The sequence below is a fragment of the Sphingomonas sp. GW821-FHT03E12 genome (assembly GCF_059420685.1).
Genome location: NZ_JBWKUF010000004.1, coordinates 221964 through 237987, shown reverse-complemented (window position 1 = coordinate 237987; position 16024 = coordinate 221964). Strand labels below are relative to the sequence as shown.

Genomic DNA, 16024 nt, shown 5'->3' with positions numbered 1-16024 from the left:
AAGCTGAACCAGTGGCGGCACCCTAAAGTGATCGCTCGCCGTAGATCGCCATCGCCGCCGCGATGAACTCGGCGGTACCCGGCAGCGCGCCATCGTCATAGGTTCCCCGGAACTCCGGGTTCTCGACATAGAAACGGCCCAGCCCCGCAAACGCCTTCGCGTCGGGAGTCCAGCTGTGGCAGACCCAGGCATAGTGGCGCGCGGTCACCGCCTGTGCGGCACCCGATCCCGGCTCCGCACCCTCGGCGAACAGACGCTGGAAGTCACCCTTGATCGCCTCCATCTCGGCCTGGATCGCCGCGACCTCCTCCTTCGAGAAGCTTCGCGCCTTGGCTTGCGCCGCCTTCACCGCGTCCTCGCCCCAGAAGCTCTTGGCTTCGCTTTCCCAGCGTTCGCGGGTCTCCGGCGCGATGCCGGCATAATAGTCGCTGTCTTCCATCGTCTCATCCTTTTCGAGCGACGCGATCGTGCGGTCGATCGTGCGGATGAGGTCGCGATACTGGTCGATCCGCGCCGCCAGCGCAGTGCGATGGCCCCTGAGGGCCGTCAGCGGATCGAACGCCGGGTCGTCGAGGATCGAGCCGATCTCGCCGAGCGCCAGCCCCAGTTCGCGATAGAACAGGATCTGCTGCAACCGCAGCAGCTCCGTCCGGCCATAATAGCGATAGCCATTGGCCCCGACATGCGCCGGCTTGAGCAGGCCGATCGCATCATAATGGTGGAGCGTGCGCACGCTGATTCGCGCCGCCTTCGCCACTTGCCTTACCGTTCGCATGTCGTTCCTCATCTTCACGCGAATCGCCCTATCGGGGATGACGCAGCGTCAGGGTCAAGCGCTGTGCAATTTGCATCTTCAGTGTCCTAGCATCACATGGCACCCAGCGGTTAAGGTCATGCCCATGCACGGTTCGCACAACCATTCCGGCCACTCGCACGCCGGACACAGCCACGCCCCGGCCGATTTCGGTCGCGCCTTCGCGATCGGCACCGCACTCAACCTCGCCTTCGTGATGGTCGAGGGGGCGGCCGGTATCATCACCGGGTCGATGGCGCTGCTCGCGGACGCCGGGCACAATCTCTCCGACGTGCTCGGGCTGCTGATCGCCTGGGGCGGCGCCGAGCTCGCCAAGCGTCCCGCCTCGCGCCGCTTCACCTACGGCCTCAGCAGCTCGACCATTCTCGCCGCGCTCGCCAACGCCGTGCTGCTGCTGTTCGCGGTCGGCGCGATCGCGCTCGAGGCGGTGCAGCGCTTCCAGGATCCGCCGCCCGTCGCGGGGCTGACCGTGATGATCGTCGCCGGTATCGGCATCCTCATCAACGGTGCCACCGCCTTCATGTTCATGCGCGGCCGCGCGGGCGACATCAACATCCGCGGCGCCTATCTCCACATGGTCGCCGACGCCGCAGTCTCCGCGGGCGTGGTGCTGGGCGGCGGGCTGATCCTGCTCACCAACGCATCCTGGATCGATCCCGCGATCAGCCTCGTCATCGTCGCGGTGATCCTGTGGAGCACCTGGGGGCTGCTGCGCGATTCGGTGACGATGGCGCTCCAGGCCGTTCCGGCCGGGATCGATCCCGAGAAGGTCGAGGACATGCTCGCGACGCTTCCCGGCGTTACCCGTGTCCACGATCTTCACATCTGGCCGATGAGCACGACCGAACCGGCGCTCACCGCGCATCTGCTGATCCCCGGCGGTCATCCCGGCGATACGTTCCTCGACGATGCCCAGCACCGGCTGGAGCAGGAGTTCGGCATCGGCCATGCGACGCTGCAGATCGAGGTCGGCGACGGCGATCCCTGCCGCCTCCACAACGGGCACAGCCACGGCAGGCACGAAGATCACGATCACGACGGCCACAGCCATGGCTGAACCGGGCCCCCGGCTCGTGATCTTCGACTTCGACGGCACCCTGTCCGACAGCGGCGGGTGGTTCCTGTCGATCATCGACCATCTTTCGGACCGCTACGGCTTCCGGCGCGTGGGCACGCATGAGGTCGAGCCGCTGCGCCGGATGCCAACACGCGAGGTGATCCGCCATATCGGCGTCCCGCGCTGGAAGCTTCCCTTCATCGCACGCTATGTCCGCCGCCTGTTCGGCCGCCACACGCATCAGGTACACCTGTTCGAGGGTGTTCCGGAGATGCTCGCCGCGATCGAGGCCGCGGGCATCCGCATCGCCATCGTCACCTCGAACAGCGAGACCAACGCGCGCGCCGTGCTCGGCCCTGACAACGCCGCGCGGATCAGCTGGTGGGCGTGCGGCGCGTCGCTGTTCGGCAAGGCACCCAAGTTCCGCAAGGTTCTCAAGGCCAGCGGCATCCCGCCGCATCAGGCATTGTCGATCGGCGACGAAACGCGCGACATCGATGCCGCGCGTGCCAGCGGCGTCCGGGCCGGCGCCGCCTTATGGGGCTATGCCAGCCCCGAGGCACTCGCTCACCTCGACCCCGATATCGCCTTTACCGGCCCACAGGCGGTGATCGAGCATCTCGTTTCAGCCCAGGTGGATCGCTAGCCACACGGTCGGCGTGGCGGTCCGGGTCACCCAGTGCCGCGTGCCGCCGGGGATCAGCAGGTGATCGCCCGGTTCCAGCGCTACCTCTGCATGCCCCTCCAGCCGGATCGCCGCGCTGCCGTGAAGCACGGCCACCCATTCGTCCGCATCCTGCACGAAGGGCTGGTCCGCCGGCGTCGTCTGCCCGCCCGACACGATCCGCTCGATCCGCACCCCCGGCCGGTCGAGCAGTGCCGTGAACACCTCGCCCGCCGCAGTGGAGGGCAATGGCGCGAACAGGTTGGCGATGCTGGGCGTTTCCATGCGGCTCCTCTCTAAATCCTCCCCCACAGGGGGAGGTGGCATCACGAAGCGATGACGGAAGGGCCGCCGTCGCAGACGGCGGTTTGCTACCGCCGCCCCTCCACCACCGCCTGCGGCGGCGGTCCCCCTCCCCTGCGGCGCAGGGGAGGATTTGTTTGGCATCCCTGCCATAACCCGTCATTGGCACGAAATGCTTCCCCGTTTCGACTTCACCATCCACGCCACCGACGGCAAGGCCCGCACCGGCACGATCGCGATGCAGCGCGGCGAGATCCGCACCCCCGCCTTCATGCCCGTCGGCACCGCCGCCACGGTCAAGGCGATGAAGCCGCAGGATGTGCGCGCATCGGGCGCCGACATCCTGCTCGGCAACACCTATCACCTCATGCTCCGTCCCAGCGCCGAGCGTGTCGACCGGCTCGGCGGACTGCATGGCTTCATGGGCTGGGACCGCCCGATCCTCACCGACAGCGGCGGCTATCAGGTGATGAGCCTCTCGGAGCTCACCAAGCGGAGCGAGGAAGGCATCGTCTTCAAGTCGCATCTCGACGGCACCCGCCACATGCTCAGCCCCGAGCGATCGATGGAGATCCAGCGGTTGCTCGGCTCGAACATCGTGATGGCGTTTGACGAGCTGGTCCCCACCACCTCCACCCGCGAGGTTCAGGCGGCGGCGATGGAACGCTCGATGCGCTGGGCGAAGCGCTCGCGCCAGGGCTTCGACGCGGGCGGCGCGCATGCCGAGAACAACGCGCTGTTCGGTATCCAGCAGGGCGCGCTCGATCAGGAGCTGCGCAAGCGTTCCGCCGACGCGCTGCTCGATATCGGCTTCGACGGATACGCGGTCGGCGGCCTTGCAGTCGGTGAGGGACAGGAGGCGATGTTCGCCTGCCTCGACTACGCTCCCGGCCAGCTCGATCCCGCCAAGCCGCGCTATCTGATGGGCGTCGGCAAACCCGACGATATCGTGGGGGCCGTGGAGCGCGGCATCGACATGTTCGATTGCGTTCTCCCGACCCGGTCGGGCCGCACCGGCCAGGCCTTCACCCGCCAGGGCCCGATCAACATCCGCAACGCGAAGTTCGCCGAGGATCAGGGGCCGCTCGACCCGGCCTGCGCCTGCCCCACCTGCGGCACCTTCACCCGCGCCTATGTCCACCACCTCGTCCGCGCGGGCGAGATCCTCGGCGCGATGCTGATGACCGAGCATAATTTGTGGTTCTATCAGGCGCTGATGGCCGATCTGCGCGCCGCGATCGCGGAAGGCCGCCTCACCGCCTTCGCCAACGATTTCCGTGCTACCTATTATGGCAAAGGCTGATTGCGCCGCTGGCTCCGGAGTCTTACTCCTGTGAAACAGAGGAGTATCCAGTGACCGACAAGACCGAAGACGCCGTTGAGAATCGGGACGAAATCGCCAACGAAATCACCGCCGCCGCCCGTGCGGCGCGCGAGACTGCTGAGCGCGCCAAAGGCACGCGCAAGCCAGGCGAAGGCAAGAAGTGGCCGCTCGCCAAGATCGGCATCGGCATCGGTTCCGCCGCCCTCGCTGCGGCGGTGATCTACGCCGCGCGCGGCCGCAAGAAAGACTGACCCCTCTTCCTCCAGACCGGAGACCCAGATGCGCCTGACCCGCACCGCGCTGTACCTGAGCGCCGCCTTGCTCCCCTTCGCCGCTCATGCGCAGGAGGCCGCACCGGCACCAGCGAAGGAAATCAAGGTCGCGCCGCTCGCCTATACCGAGCGCACCTTGCCCAACGGGCTCAAGGTCTATGCGATCCGCGACACCTCGACAGCCAACGTCTCGGTCCAGGTCTGGTACGATGTCGGCAGCAAGGACGATCCGGCGGGCAAGTCCGGCTTCGCGCACATGTTCGAGCACCTGATGTTCAAGGGCACGAAGAACCTGGTCGACGAGCAGATGGACCGGCTGACCGAGGATGTCGGCGGCTACAACAACGCCTCGACCAACGCCGACTACACCAATTATTTCGAGGTGGTTCCGGCCAACCACCTCGAACGCCTGCTGTTCGCCGAGGGTGATCGCATGGCGAGCCTGGTGGTCAGCGAGAAGGTGTTCGCGTCCGAGCGTGACGTGGTGAAGGAGGAACTGCGCAACCGCGTCCTCGCCTCGCCCTATGGCAAGCTTTTCTACCTCTACTTCCCGAACATCTCCTATTCGACGCACCCCTATGCCCGCCCCGGCATCGGCAGCATCGAAGATCTCGACGCCGCCACGATCGGCGACATCCGCGCCTTCCACGCGACCTATTACCGGCCCGACAATGCCGTGCTGGTGGTCGCCGGCAATTTCGACCCGGCGCAATTGGACAAATGGGTAGACAAATACTTCGCAGGAATCGCGAAGCCGAATCGCCCGATCCCGCGGGTCACCGTCGCCGAGCCACCGCGTACCACCGCGACCCGCCAGACGGTCTATGAGGCAAACACGCCGCTTCCCGCGGTGCTGCTGAGCTACCAGCTCCCGGCGGACAATGATCCCGACACCCCCGCACTCACGGTGCTCGACGGCATCCTGTCGGGGGGCGAGAATTCGCGGCTCTACCGTAACCTCGTCTATCGCGACCAACTCGCGGCGCAGGCCGACACCTTCCTCGACACGCGCCAGTCGACCGGCTCCTACGCGATGTACGCGATCCTCGCCGGCGGCAAATCGGCCGAGGAAGGCGAGAAGGCGATGCGCCGCGAGATCGCCGACCTGCGCGACAAGCCGGTGAGCGACGCCGAACTGGCCGAAGCCAAGAACGAGATCCTCACCGCCTCGCTCAAAAGCCGCGAGACCGCCGAAGGCAAGGCCTCGACCCTCGCCAATTCGATCATCGTCGGCGGCGATCCCAAGGCCGCTGACCAGCAGCTTGCCGCCGTCGCCCGCGTCACAGCCGCCGACGTTCAGCGCGTCGCACGCAAATATCTGGGCGACAACCAGTCGGCTGCGCTGATCTATCTGCCCGACAACATGGCCAAGGGCGCGAAAGGCGACACCATCGCCGTCGCCTCGACGGTCAAGGTCGCGCCGCTCGTCGCGCCGAGTGACGTCGTCATCCACACCCAGGCGCCCGAAGGTCAGCGCGTCGCCGTCCCTGCCCCCGGAGCCCCGGTCTCGCCGGTCATCCCCAGGGCGGCCGAAACCAGGCTCGCCAACGGCCTGCGCGTCATCGTGGTCGAGAAGCGCGACCTCCCCATCGTCACCGCCACCGTCGTCGCTCCCGCGGGCGGCGGAAGCGACCCGGACGGCAAGGCCGGCACCGCCGCACTCGCCGCCGATCTGCTGACCAAGGGCACCACCACCCGCTCGGCCGAGCAGATCGCACAGCAAGTCGAATCGCTCGGCGGTTCGATCGGTGCGGGCGCGGACTGGGACGCTGCCTTCGCCACCGTCACGGTCAAGGCCGACCAGGTCGATCCCGCACTCGCCATCCTCGCCGATGTCGCGCGCAACCCCGCCTTCGCGCAGGCGGAGATCGATCGCGCGCGCAAGCAGGCGCTCGACGGGGTTGCGGTACAGCTCAAGGACCCGGGCGCGCTGTCGGGCATCGTCGCCAGCCGCGCCGTGTTCGGAGAGCAAGCCTATGGCAATCTGCTCTCGGGCACGGTGACCTCGCTGCCGAAGATCACGCGCGACGATATCGCCAGCGCCTATCGCAACGCCTGGATTCCATCCCAGGCCGCGCTGGTGGTGGTCGGAGACATTGCGCGGAAGGACGCCACCGCCCTCGCCGAAAAGCTGTTCGGCGACTGGAAGACCGGTGTCCATGACGGCGTTCCTGCCGGGGATAGCGCACGCGCCGGCCCGCGCGTGATCGTCGTCGACATGCCCGGTGCCGGCCAGGCGGGCGTCGTTATCGCCCGTCCCGGCATCGCGCGCGCCGACAAGGATTTCTACGCGGCACAGGTCGCCAACGCCACACTCGGCGTCGGCTTCACCTCGCGCCTCAACCGCGAAATCCGCATCAAGCGCGGCCTCGCCTATGGCGCGGGCAGCAGCGTCGATGCGCGCCGCGCGCCCGGTATCGTCACCGCCTCTACCCAGACCAAGAACCCCTCGGCGCCCGAGGTGGTCTCGCTGATCGCTGCGGAGATGAAGAAGCTCGGCGAGGCCCCCGTCCCCGCCGCCGAACTGGATTCGCGCAAGGCGGTGCTGGTCGGCGGCTTTGGCCGCCGGATCGAGCGAACCGACGGCATCGCCGGAGCGCTCGCCGACTATGTCGCCGAGGGCGTGCCGCTCGACACGCTGTCGACCTACATTCCCTCGATCCAGGGCGTCGATCCGGCCAAGGTCCAGGCCGCGGCAAAGAAGGTGCTCGATCCGACCGGTGCCAGCATCATCGTGGTCGGCGATGCCAAGCTGTTCGTGGACGAACTGCGCAAGGCCCATCCGAATCTCGAGGTGATCCCGGCGGCTTCGCTCAACCTCGACAGCGCAACGTTGAAATGAGTTGCGACGGACGGTCTCGCCATCTGAGGCGGGGCCGTCCGTTCCAAAGCTTACCTTAACCACGCACCGTTCCATCACGGGACGCCCTGAAATCCGGGGGCGAAAATTCACCTGTTCCACGCTATGGGGCAGCCGGACGAGGCCGATGCCTCGCATGGGAACTATCGTGCTGCGGCGATTCACACGGGTACAGCTTAGGGGCATCGTGGCGGCATTGCTGGTGTCGCTGATCGGTGCCGGCGTGTCCGCGCATGCCGGTTTCTCTGCGCTCAGCGCTGGCGACGAGCGTGTCCGCCTCGCTGGCCCCGCGCCAACCGGCTATGAGGCCGACGACCATTTCCCCGGCGCCGCTTACTATCAGCTCGCCAGTGATGAGACCGCTGCGCCCGCGGCGGGCGTGACCGGTACCGTCGCGCTGCCCGACGGTCCGGTCCCCGAGAACGCCGTGATTGATCCGACGCTTCGCCCGGCAGCGCCCTTCGTGATGCGCGGCACGCCACAGGACAAGGCGCGCGCGCTCGAATGCCTCACCACCGCCATCTACTACGAGGCAGCGAACGAGCCCGACGACGGCCAGCGCGCGGTGGCACAGGTGATCCTCAACCGTGTCCGCCACCCCACCTTCCCCGCCACCGTGTGCGGCGTGATCTATCAGGGGTCGGAGAAAGCCGGCTGCCAGTTCAGCTATGCCTGCGACGGATCGATGGCGCGCCGCCCCTCCAGCACCGCGTGGCTGCGCGCGTCGCGCGTCGCCGCCGCCGCGCTGGCCGGATCGGTATTCGCACCGGTCGGCATGGCGACTCACTACCACACCTATGCCGTCACCCCGTCGTGGAACCGCAGCCTGGTGATGACCGGTGTGTTCGGCGCCCACTTCTTCCACCGCTGGAAGGGCTATTGGGGCACCGGCGCGGCGTTCAAGCAGGTCTATAGCGGCGGCGAGCCCTATCCCGGGCCGCATCCCCGCGCCGTCACCGCGGCCGAGGTCGCGGCCGCCGCCGCAGCTGCGACGGTACCGATGCCCGCGATGCCCGGCACCGCTGCGCCGGCCGCCCAGCCGCGCCCCGCGCCCGCACCGGTCCAGCAGGAATATGCGCGGAGCGGCGATGTACGCCCCGAATATTCGGCAGCGCCCGAGTCGCAGATCCTCGACAAATGGAAGGACAGCGGGCAGCCGCTGCGCTGAACGGCAACGAAAACGGCCCCCGCCCGCAAGGCGGAGGCCGTCACGCATGTCATCCGCTCAGGGCTTAGCGGCGATAGCCACGGTCCCAGTCACGGCGTTCCCAGCGGATCTTGCGCGCCAGCGCGTCGAAGCGGCGGTCGAGATCGCGGCGCTCCGCCATCGTCAGGCCCGGGGCCGAACGGCGATAGCGATGCTCGAGATTGGCGATCCCGCGGAATTCCGACCGCAGGCGCGCTGCCTCACGCCGGTCGAGCTGCCCCGAACGCACGCCGCGGTCGATCCGCTGGTCGAGCTGCGCCTGGCGCTGGTTGATGCCCCACCAGCCCTGCTGGGCCGACGCGGCGGGAATGGTGGTCGCGGCGATACCAAGGCCGGCGATCAGGATTGCGATCTTCTTCATCTCTGCTCTCCTCACTCAAAAACAGGACCGCTCCTCTGCGGTCGAACATCGGTATCCGCCCCGCCTGTCGCAGCGATTTCACCAAAGTCGTGCTTTTGTGTCGCCGAGTGTCGCAACCGCGCGAAGTTCGTTCATCTTCGTCCTGGCCTTTATCGGTGCCCGATTGTGTATTATTTAAACAAGACACCTTGTCAGATCCCCGGAAAGGAACCATCTTCAAGCCATGCTGAACCTGGTCTCTATCGTCGTCGGCGTCATTGCCCTTCCGGTGATGCTGCTCGGTCTCATCCCGCTGCTGGGCTCGCTCAACTATCTGGTGATCCCGCTCGCGGTGCTCGGCGCAGCGCTGGGCGCGCTGTCGGATTCGAACACCGGCCGGAATCTCAACCTGATCGTGCTGCTGGTCGGCTTCGTCCGGCTGTGGCTCGGCGGGTTCATCTTCTGAACCATTTCCTCCTCTCCTGACCCTCCCTCAACGGGCGGGGTCAGGATCGGGTTGCGCGATTCGCCGTCGATTACAGCCGTTCGGCGCCCGGATAGGCGAACAGGAGGTCGCTGTCGTCCGAAGCGGTGAGCACCGCGCTCCCGGTGACGGTCAGACATTCGCCCGCCTTCCACGCGACGCCGCCGATCACGCCCTCTCCGCGCACGGGCACCAGCCAGCCGGTCACGCCGTCCGGCATCCGCAGCGCACGATCGCCACCGGGCCAGCGCTCCACCACGAATTTGGGGCCTTCGACCAGGACTCCCCGTCCCGGCTCAACCTCGCCCGGCACCGGCGCATCGACGAACGGCACCGCATTCGCAACCGCGACCCCATCCTCCAGATGCAGCGCGCGCGGCCGGCCATAGTCATAGAGCCGGTAGGTCGTCTCGCTGTTCTGCTGGATCTCGATCAGCGTGACCCCCGCGCCGATCGCGTGAATCGTCCGCGAGGGGGCATAGATGAAGTCCCCTGCCTTGACCGGTCTCCAGTCGAGCAGGTCTTCGATCGATCCGTCCAGCGCCGCCGCGCGCAGCGTATCGGCATCGACCGGCTCACGCGTCCCCAGCGCGATCGTCGAATCGGGCTCGGCCGCCAGAATCACCCAGCATTCGTCCTTGCCGCGCGGCAGACCACGCGCATGCGCCTGCGCGTCGTCCGGATGCACCTGCACCGACAGTTTCTCGCTGGTGAAGAGATACTTGATCAGCAGCTCCGGCGCACTGTCGCCCGGCGTCTGGAACCAGACCTCCCCCACCGGCTCGCCATCGCGCGCCGGATCGGCAAAGCCCGGCCACAGCCGGTGCCGTCCCCAGGGTTTCTCTACCCGGTGCATGGCCAGAAGCGTCACTGACATCCCGCTTCCATGCGGGATTCGGCCCCTGCAGGCAACGCACCATCGCCCGCCTTCAATCCGGTTCGCCGCAGCCCTTGCAGAAAACAACTTGCCGCGTGTCGCACGGCCGCCACCGAAATGCCCGCTTGGCGCATTTCCAAACACGCTTTAAGAACCGCGCCATGCGTATGCTTTCGATCCGTTCCACCGCCCTTGTTTTCGTTGCGGCGCTCGCGCTTGCCGGTTGCGCCCGCGGTGGCGGCACGCGCGCCGATCTGCCCTATGTCGCACGCGACGTGGGCACGCTGTACACTGCGGGCAAGGACCGGCTCGACCGGGGCCAGTACAAGCTCGCAGCGGCGCTGTTCGATGAGGTCGAACGCCAGCACCCCTATTCGATCTGGGCGCGCCGCGCGCAGCTGATGGGCGCCTTCGCCTATTATCTCGACCGCAATTACACCCAGGCGATCCAGTCGTCGCAGCGCTTCCTTGCCGTTCACCCCGGCAACCGCGACGCGCCCTATGCCTATTATCTGATTGCGCTCAGCTATTATGAGCAGATCAGCGACGTCACCCGCGACCAGAAGATCACCCAGCAGGCGCTCGACGCGCTGGGCGAACTCAACCGCCGTTATCCCAACACCCGCTACGCCGCCGACGCACGGCTCAAGGTCGACCTCGTCCGCGATCACCTTGCGGGCAAGGAGATGGAGGTCGGCCGCTATTACCAGGTGCGCGGCCAGTGGCTCGCCGCAATCATCCGTTTCCGTACGGTGATCGACAATTACCAGACCACCACCCACACGCCCGAGGCGCTGATGCGCCTGACCGAATCCTATCTCGCGCTGGGCGTGAAGGAAGAGGCGAAGAAGGCTGCGGCCGTTCTGGGCGCCAACTATCCCGGTACCCAATGGTACCAGCGCGCCTATGAGCTGATCGGCAAGCATGGCGAGGCGGTGCCCGTCCCCGCTTCGGCGCCGGCAACCGCGCCCAAGCTCGACGACGTGCCGAAGCCCAAGCCCGTCGACGACCAGACCGACTGATCTGTTTGTTCGTGCGCAAGCGCACGAGACGGCACCGGCCCGCTCCCATGCAAGAACGCCTCTCCCAAGGCGGAACAAAAAGGGGTAACAGCGGCCGATGCTGACCGGCCTCAACATCCGCGACGTCGTGCTGATCGAGGCGCTCGACCTCGATTTCCGCGCTGGGCTCGGCGTGCTGACCGGGGAAACCGGCGCCGGCAAGTCGATCCTGCTCGATTCGCTCGGGTTGGCGCTCGGCATGCGTGCCGATAGCGGCCTCGTCCGCCAGGGCGCGGCGCAGGCGGTGGTCACCGCCAGTTTCGAGCTTGCCGACCCTGCCCCAGCCGCCGCGCTGCTTGCCGAGAACGGTGTCGATTTCGATCCGAGCGAACCTTTGCTCATCCGCCGCATCGTCAAGGCCGACGGCGGCAGCCGCGCCTTCGTCAACGATTCGCCAGCCTCCGCCGCGCTGCTGCGCGAGCTCGGTGCCTTCCTGGTCGAGATCCACGGCCAGCATGACGACCGCGGTCTGCTCAACTCGCGCGGCCACCGCGCGCTGCTCGATACGTTCGGGCGGCTCGACACCGATGCCGTCGCCGACGCGCATCGCGGGTTCCGCGCCGCAGAAGAGGAACTGGCGGCCGCGCGCGAAGAACAGGAAAATGCCGCGCGCGACCGCGAATGGCTCGAACATGCCGTCGGCGAACTCACCGCACTCGCCCCCGAGCCGGGCGAGGAGGAACAGCTCGCCGAACGCCGCGCCTCCATGCAGCGGGGCGAGAAGATCGCGGGCGAGCTCCAGGCGATCGCCGACCTGCTCGACGGCAGCGACGGCGCGCTCACCCGACTGCGCCAGGCCGCACGCATCCTCGAACGGATCAGCGAGGACCACCCTGCCCTTACCGAATCGCTCGCAGCGCTTGACCGTGCGCTGATCGAGGGTGGGACCACGCAGGAAAAGGTCGATGAGGCAGCCGAGGCACTCGCCTTCGACCCAGCGGCGCTCGAAGCCGACGAAGCCCGCCTGTTCGAGCTGCGCGGCCTTGCCCGCAAGCATCGCGTCCAGCCCGACGACCTCGCCGAACTGACCCAGACCCTCGCCGCACGCCTCGCCCGGATCGAAGGGGGTGAGGACACGATCCACCGCCTCGAAGCCGCGCTCGCACAGGCCGAAGCCGCCTATACCGAGGCTGCCGAGACGCTATCCGCCGCGCGCACCGCCGCTGCCGTGCGCCTCGACGCTGCAGTCGCGACCGAACTCAAGCCCTTGAAGCTCGACGCCGCGCGCTTCCGTACCGTCGTCGATCCGCTGCCGCGCGACCAATGGGCGGCGTCGGGCCGCGACCGGGTGGAATTCGAGGTATCGACCAATCCCGGCGCACCCTTCGCCCCGCTCATCAAGATCGCCTCGGGCGGTGAACTGTCGCGCTTCATCCTCGCCTTGAAGGTCGCGCTCGCCGAAGAGGGCGGTGCCCGCACGTTGATCTTTGACGAGATCGACCGCGGCGTTGGCGGCGCGGTCGCAAGCGCGATCGGCGAGCGCCTGGCCCGCCTCGCGACCGACGCCCAGCTCCTGGTGGTCACCCACAGCCCGCAGGTCGCGGCACGTGGCGGGCATCATCTGCTCATCGCCAAAAGCCATGACGGCCTCGTCACCCGCACCGGCGTTCGTGCGCTGGATGATGACGCCCGTCGAGAAGAAATTGCCCGCATGCTCTCCGGCGCCCAGATCACCGACGAGGCCCGCGCTCAGGCCGATCGTCTGCTGGAGACCGCATGATCCGACTGCTGCCCGTCATCGCCACACTGGCGATCGCCGCCCCCGCCGACGCGCAGAAGATCCCGCCCATTTCGCTCGAACTCACCGTCTCGGGACAACCCGCGCACGTTGCGCGTGCGGACGGAATGCAGATCGCCTACGAACTCCGCATCTCCAGCTTTCACCGTTCGCCGCTCCGCCTGAACGCGCTGGAGATCGTCGACGGCGAAGGCCGAACACTCGGCCGTTATGAGGGCGACAAACTCGCTGCGCTGATCGGCGGTCAATGGGTCGCGAAGGATGCCGACCGCACGCTGGTTGCCCCGGGCGCGCACGCAGCGATCTTCGTCAATCAGCCCGTCGAGCGGCCCGTCGCGTCGGTCCGCCACCGCATCACCTACACGATCGCCGAACGCCCGCCGGTGACGATCGAAAGCGCCACGCGTGCTGTCTTGGCTGCACCGCATCCCTTCGGCCCGCCGCTGCGTGGTGGGACCTGGTCGGCAATCTATCAGCCAGCGATGGAATTCGGCCACCGCCGCTACGTCTACGCGCGCAACGGCACGCCGCGCGTTCCCGGCCGCTTCGCGATCGACTTCTTCCATGCCGACCGCAACCCCAAGGAGCCGCGCTACGCCGCCGATCCCGGCTTTGGCGCGGAGGTGATCGCAGTCGCCGACGGCCGCGTGGTCGCTGCGCGGGACGATTTTGCCGACCCGGTCCAGCGCAACCCCGACGAGCCGGGCGATCCCGAAAACGCCACCGGCAACTATGTCGCGATCGATATCGGTGGCGGCCGCATCGTGTTCTACGAGCACCTCAAGCAAGGTCTCGCGGTCAAACAAGGCGATCGCGTGCGCCGCAGCCAGCTGCTCGGACATGTCGGCGCCACCGGCCAGGTCGGCGGCACGCACCTCCACTTCCACGTCGCCGACACCAACTCGCCGCTCGGCGCCGAAGGCCTGCCCTTCGCGCTCGATGCGTTCGATCAGGTCGGGAGCTGGACGACGATCGATCAGGCCTTTTCAGGCGAGCGCTGGCAGCCTGGCGCCCCGCGCCGCTTCACCGCCGCAATGCCCTCACCGAACGTGGTGGTGCGGTTTCCCTAGAGTCCCTTCGGCTTCTCGCCCTTCCTGGGCACCGTCCAGAAATAGATCGTCCGCCCGTTCACATCCTCGGTCCTTTCGGGCTCCCACGCACCCATGCGGAAGGCATGGCTCACGATCCGCGTCCCCGGCTTCAGCTCCGCCAGCAGTTTGGGCCGCAGTTTCTCGTTCAGCGTATCGAGCAGGTAGAGCGTCACCACACTGGCATCGCTGAAGTCGCTGGCGAACAGGTCCGCCTGCCTGAAGGTCACCTTGCCTTCCACGCCCTGCGCCTTCGCATTGGCATTGGCCTCGGCGATGCGCTGCGGATCGATATCGATCCCGGTCGCCTTGACCCTGGCGCGCTTGACCGCGGCGATCGGGATGCGCCCGTCGCCCGACCCCAGATCGTAGAGCACGTCGCCGTCCTTCACTTGCGCCATATCGAGCATCGCTTCGACCACCTCGGGCGGCGTCGGGACATAGATCACGTCGGGGGTACGGCTCTGCTGTGTGGCGACCGGTGCCGGGCCGGGCGGCGCCTCGATCGCGCTGCCCGCCATCAGCATCGCGGCGGTGGTGATGATCAGCTTCATGGCGACATCTCCTCTTCGGGCTTCAGGAACAGGAGCAGGACGGCGCCCGCTCCCAACACGGCAACCCCCGCAAGCGCGCCCCAGCCGGTATAGGCGAGGCTGGACCAGAGCAGATACGCCGTCGTCGCGCAGAAGACGGCGGGAAGGATCGGGTAGAGCGGCACCCGGAACGGCCGCTCGACCTCGGGAAAGCGCCGCCGCAGCACGAACAGTGCGACACCGACCAGCAGCAGGAAGAACCAGAAGACCGGCGCGGTATATTCGACCGCCAGCCGGAACCCGTCGCGCGCGAATCCGCCCGCCACGACCAGCGCCAGCGCTACCGCGCCCTGTGCTACCAGTGCATTGCCCGGCGTGTCGCGCGTCATGTCCCATTGCCCCAGCCAGCGCAGCGCTCCGAACCGCCTTCCGAGCGCCGCCGCTGTCCGGCCGCCGGTAATGGCCGTCGCGTTGGCGCTGGTCAGCGCCGCCACCGCCACGGCCGCGCTGATCGCCGCCGCGCCGCCATCCCCCAGCGCGCGCCGCATCACTTCGGCCGCCACGGCATCGGATGCGGCCAGCCCCGCAAACCCCAGCACATGCAGCGCGGCGAGGTTCACCAGCACATAGAGCAACGTCACCAGCGCCAGCGCCGCCGCCATCAGCGGCGCGATCCGCCGCGGTGGCGCCTTCATCTCGGCGGAGACGTACACCGCCTCGCTCCACCCGCCATAGGCGAGCAGCACGAACACCATCATCAGCCCGATCGCGCTGCCGTCGCTGACTGGCGCGGGCGCGGAGCCCGCAGGCGCGACCATGAACCCGGCAATGATGACCGCGACCAGCCCGGCCACTTCGACTGCCGTCAGCCAGCGCTGCGCCGCGGCTCCCCAGCGGATGCCCAGCCAGTTGAGGCCGCTCACCGCCACTACCGCGATTCCCGCCCAGATCGCCGGCCCCGCCGGCCCCAGCGGCGCGATCACCTGAAGATAGTCGCCGACGATGAACGCCAGCAGCGCCAGCGATCCGGTCTGGATCACTGCCAGCCGCGCCCAAGCGTAGAGGAACGCCAGCCGCTCGCCATAAGCGCGGCCGAGGAAATGATAGTCGCCGCCCATATGCGGCCAGGCCGCCGCCATCTCGGCATAGCAGAGCGCGCCCGCGATCGAGAGCAGCCCGCCCGCGACCCAGGCCGCGATCATCGTCGCCGCGTCGGGCGCAAATCCGGCGACCATCGCCGGTGTCCGGAAGATCCCCGCCCCGACCACGATGCCGACGGTCAGCGCAAACACGTCGAGATCGCCGAGCGTGCGGCGCGGGCTGGCAGCCTCTGTCATCGGAGCCTGGTCACCGCTTGAACTCCCTCATCCGGCAAGCATCGGGCGGTCACCAGCCAACCGGC

At 67.7% G+C, this 16024-nt stretch carries 16 protein-coding genes; 10 read left to right on the top strand and 6 right to left on the bottom strand.

The features are described 5' to 3' along the window. Nucleotides 1-22 precede the first annotated feature (22 nt). On the bottom strand, nucleotides 23-775 hold the full coding sequence (locus AC07TU_RS14380) for a MerR family transcriptional regulator (protein ID WP_495188607.1): 753 nt from the start codon (nucleotides 773-775) through the stop codon (nucleotides 23-25). Nucleotides 776-899: 124 nt separating this feature from the next. Here AC07TU_RS14380 and AC07TU_RS14375 point away from each other — a divergent pair, with 124 nt between their 5' ends. Together AC07TU_RS14375 and AC07TU_RS14370 are read left to right on the top strand one after the other, a co-directional pair. Beyond that, on the top strand, nucleotides 900-1871 hold the full coding sequence (locus AC07TU_RS14375; protein WP_495188606.1) for a cation diffusion facilitator family transporter: 972 nt from the start codon (nucleotides 900-902) through the stop codon (nucleotides 1869-1871). Continuing rightward, entirely contained in the window at nucleotides 1864-2517 is a 654-nt protein-coding gene (locus AC07TU_RS14370; RefSeq protein ID WP_495188605.1) for an HAD hydrolase-like protein, read from the top strand. The genes AC07TU_RS14375 and AC07TU_RS14370 overlap by 8 nt, the downstream gene beginning before the upstream one ends. On the opposite strand, the gene AC07TU_RS14365 is transcribed toward AC07TU_RS14370, so the two are convergent. Continuing rightward, entirely contained in the window at nucleotides 2497-2820 is a 324-nt protein-coding gene (locus AC07TU_RS14365; RefSeq protein ID WP_495188604.1) for a cupin domain-containing protein, read from the bottom strand. The two genes, AC07TU_RS14370 and AC07TU_RS14365, sit on opposite strands and share 21 nt — an antisense overlap. 190 nt (nucleotides 2821-3010) lie before the next feature. Between AC07TU_RS14365 and tgt the strand changes: the two genes are divergently transcribed. The 4 genes from tgt to AC07TU_RS14345 all read left to right on the top strand — a co-directional run bounded on the left by tgt (nucleotide 3011) and on the right by AC07TU_RS14345 (nucleotide 8462). Then, complete coding sequence (gene tgt, locus AC07TU_RS14360) at nucleotides 3011-4141, top strand: tRNA guanosine(34) transglycosylase Tgt (protein WP_495188603.1); 1131 nt, start codon at nucleotides 3011-3013, stop codon at nucleotides 4139-4141. Nucleotides 4142-4191: 50 nt separating this feature from the next. Continuing rightward, nucleotides 4192-4413, top strand: a complete 222-nt coding sequence (locus AC07TU_RS14355) for a hypothetical protein (RefSeq protein ID WP_495188602.1) — start codon at nucleotides 4192-4194, stop codon at nucleotides 4411-4413. A gap of 28 nt (nucleotides 4414-4441) precedes the next feature. Then, on the top strand, nucleotides 4442-7276 hold the full coding sequence (locus AC07TU_RS14350; RefSeq protein ID WP_495188601.1) for a M16 family metallopeptidase: 2835 nt from the start codon (nucleotides 4442-4444) through the stop codon (nucleotides 7274-7276). A 205-nt stretch (nucleotides 7277-7481) separates the two neighbouring features. Continuing rightward, nucleotides 7482-8462, top strand: coding sequence for a cell wall hydrolase (locus AC07TU_RS14345; RefSeq protein WP_495188600.1), 981 nt, complete (start codon nucleotides 7482-7484; stop codon nucleotides 8460-8462). A 64-nt stretch (nucleotides 8463-8526) separates the two neighbouring features. Here the strand turns inward: AC07TU_RS14345 and AC07TU_RS14340 are convergent, their stop codons facing one another. Further along, on the bottom strand, nucleotides 8527-8862 hold the full coding sequence (locus tag AC07TU_RS14340; protein WP_495188599.1) for a hypothetical protein: 336 nt from the start codon (nucleotides 8860-8862) through the stop codon (nucleotides 8527-8529). Between the two features lie 223 nt (nucleotides 8863-9085). Between AC07TU_RS14340 and AC07TU_RS14335 the strand changes: the two genes are divergently transcribed. After that, nucleotides 9086-9307, top strand: coding sequence for a hypothetical protein (locus AC07TU_RS14335; RefSeq protein ID WP_495188598.1), 222 nt, complete (start codon nucleotides 9086-9088; stop codon nucleotides 9305-9307). Nucleotides 9308-9377: 70 nt separating this feature from the next. On the opposite strand, the gene AC07TU_RS14330 is transcribed toward AC07TU_RS14335, so the two are convergent. Then, the gene (locus AC07TU_RS14330) at nucleotides 9378-10202 is read right to left on the bottom strand and encodes a class I mannose-6-phosphate isomerase (protein ID WP_495188597.1); all 825 of its coding nucleotides are present in this window, start codon (nucleotides 10200-10202) and stop codon (nucleotides 9378-9380) included. Between the two features lie 161 nt (nucleotides 10203-10363). On the opposite strand from AC07TU_RS14330, the gene AC07TU_RS14325 reads away from it, so the two are divergent. The 3 genes from AC07TU_RS14325 to AC07TU_RS14315 all read left to right on the top strand — a co-directional run bounded on the left by AC07TU_RS14325 (nucleotide 10364) and on the right by AC07TU_RS14315 (nucleotide 14071). Further along, nucleotides 10364-11224, top strand: coding sequence for an outer membrane protein assembly factor BamD (locus AC07TU_RS14325; RefSeq protein WP_495188596.1), 861 nt, complete (start codon nucleotides 10364-10366; stop codon nucleotides 11222-11224). Nucleotides 11225-11321: 97 nt separating this feature from the next. After that, on the top strand, nucleotides 11322-12983 hold the full coding sequence (recN, locus tag AC07TU_RS14320) for a DNA repair protein RecN (protein WP_495188595.1): 1662 nt from the start codon (nucleotides 11322-11324) through the stop codon (nucleotides 12981-12983). Continuing rightward, nucleotides 12980-14071, top strand: coding sequence for a M23 family metallopeptidase (locus AC07TU_RS14315; RefSeq protein WP_495188594.1), 1092 nt, complete (start codon nucleotides 12980-12982; stop codon nucleotides 14069-14071). The genes recN and AC07TU_RS14315 overlap by 4 nt, the downstream gene beginning before the upstream one ends. Here the strand turns inward: AC07TU_RS14315 and AC07TU_RS14310 are convergent. Continuing rightward, the gene (locus AC07TU_RS14310) at nucleotides 14068-14643 is read right to left on the bottom strand and encodes an SAM-dependent methyltransferase (RefSeq protein ID WP_495188593.1); all 576 of its coding nucleotides are present in this window, start codon (nucleotides 14641-14643) and stop codon (nucleotides 14068-14070) included. The two genes, AC07TU_RS14315 and AC07TU_RS14310, sit on opposite strands and share 4 nt — an antisense overlap. Then, entirely contained in the window at nucleotides 14640-15959 is a 1320-nt protein-coding gene (locus AC07TU_RS14305) for an APC family permease (protein ID WP_495188592.1), read from the bottom strand. Before AC07TU_RS14305 ends, AC07TU_RS14310 begins: the two co-directional genes overlap by 4 nt. Between the last annotated feature and the right edge of the window lie 65 nt (nucleotides 15960-16024).